A 1,397-nucleotide genomic window follows, 5' to 3' on the forward strand; every position below is an offset into this window, starting at 1 on the left:
GCCCTGCGGGCCGGACATGAATGAAATAATCGGCCGCTGGTATTTTGTGCTCATCATCATGGTCTTTGCCATTGTTTCGGCAACGATGCTCATTGGCACCGGTGGGTGGGGATCGTCGGCCATTGCCCTGCTGCTCATCACCGTTTTTGCCGGTGTGTTCTATACCTTTGGGCGGATGCACCTCTTTGGCGGCGCCGATGCCTGGGCGCTCATCTTCATTGCGTTCTGCGTGCCGCTCTTCCCGTTCACCCCGCTTCTTGGCAGCTCCCCCCTCGGGTTCCTTGCATTCACGGTTCTGATCAATGCCCTCATCCTCAACCTCGTTGCACCGGTCGGGATCTTCCTCATCAACGTGATCCGGGGCAACAGGGCACCCCTCATGTATCTCTTCTTCGGGTTCCCGGTAAAAGGTGAGGAAATCCAGAAGGAGTGGGGCTTTGTCATGGAGGATTTCGATGAGAAAGACGGCAGGGTCACAAGGAAATTCATCGGGTTCTTCGATTCCGTCAAACGGATGTACAATGCGGAAGGCCGGGTCTACACGAAGGACCTCCGCGAGCACCCGCAGGAATTTACCCGCGAACTTGCCCTATATAAGAAGGCCGGGACGGTCTGGATCTCCTATGCCGTCCCGTTCATCATCCCCATCACGGCAGGGTTCGTCACCGCGATCATCTTTGGCGACTTCCTCTTTGCCCTCATGAAGTTCATTACCGGAGGACAATAACATGCTTTCCCTGAAATTCGCCGACGGGCTGATCCCGGTCATCGTGCAGGATGCACAGAGCCGCGACGTCCTGATGATGGCCTATGCAAACAACGAGGCAGTCCGCCTCACGCAGGAGACCGGCTTTGCCCACTATTACAGCCGGAGCAGGAAAAAACTCTGGAAGAAAGGCGAAGAGAGCGGCCACTTCCAGAAGGTGCTCCGCATCCTTACCGACTGCGATGAGGACTGCCTCATCTACGAGGTTGAGCAGACCGGCGCGGCCTGCCACACCGGCTACCGGACCTGCTTCTTCCGCACGCTTGATGGCGAGGTTGTCGGGACAAAGGTCTTTGACCCCGAAAAAGTCTACAAGAAGCCCGGGCATTAGGATATCTCCCCGTTACCCGTTTTCTTTTTTCGTATTTTTTGCCGCACACCCATCCGGCGCAATGCTCATTAGTTTTGGAGAACAGAAACACAAACCTGTGACACAACCCCGCCAGAAGGATGGCTCCCGCTTCGGAAAGATCGTTACTGCAGCCACCATCATCCTTGCCATCCTTCTGGTGGTTGTCTTTTCCGTCCCGTTTTTTAAGGACTGGGTCTACCTGAAATTTTTCTTAATCTGCGGGCTCGCCTTTGCCAACCTCGGGATACTGTACCTGATCCGATGCTAAATTAGGGCCTG

General features: G+C 55.2%; 3 protein-coding genes. All 3 read left to right on the forward strand.

Translation table 11 applies throughout. The features are described from left to right. A partial coding sequence (locus CW742_RS13130) for an A24 family peptidase C-terminal domain-containing protein (RefSeq protein ID WP_292421104.1) occupies positions 1–727 on the forward strand: 727 nt, incomplete at its 5' end. A 1-nt stretch (position 728) separates the two neighbouring features. Then, the gene (gene hisI, locus CW742_RS13135) at positions 729–1,097 is read left to right on the forward strand and encodes a phosphoribosyl-AMP cyclohydrolase (protein WP_292421106.1); all 369 of its coding nucleotides are present in this window, start codon (positions 729–731) and stop codon (positions 1,095–1,097) included. 97 nt (positions 1,098–1,194) lie between these two features. Then, positions 1,195–1,386 carry a hypothetical protein gene (locus tag CW742_RS13140; protein ID WP_292421108.1) on the forward strand — a complete coding sequence of 64 codons (192 nt, stop codon included), beginning with the start codon at positions 1,195–1,197 and terminating at the stop codon, positions 1,384–1,386. Positions 1,387–1,397: the final 11 nt, after the last annotated feature.

It is taken from the genome of Methanoregula sp. (genome assembly GCF_002835825.1).
Taxonomy (GTDB): domain Archaea; phylum Halobacteriota; class Methanomicrobia; order Methanomicrobiales; family Methanospirillaceae; genus Methanoregula.

Coding starts and splice junctions, on each gene's coding strand:
- hisI (WP_292421106.1), top strand. CDS start 729: ATGCTTTCCCTGAAATTCGCCGACGGGCTGATCCCGGTCATCGTGCAG.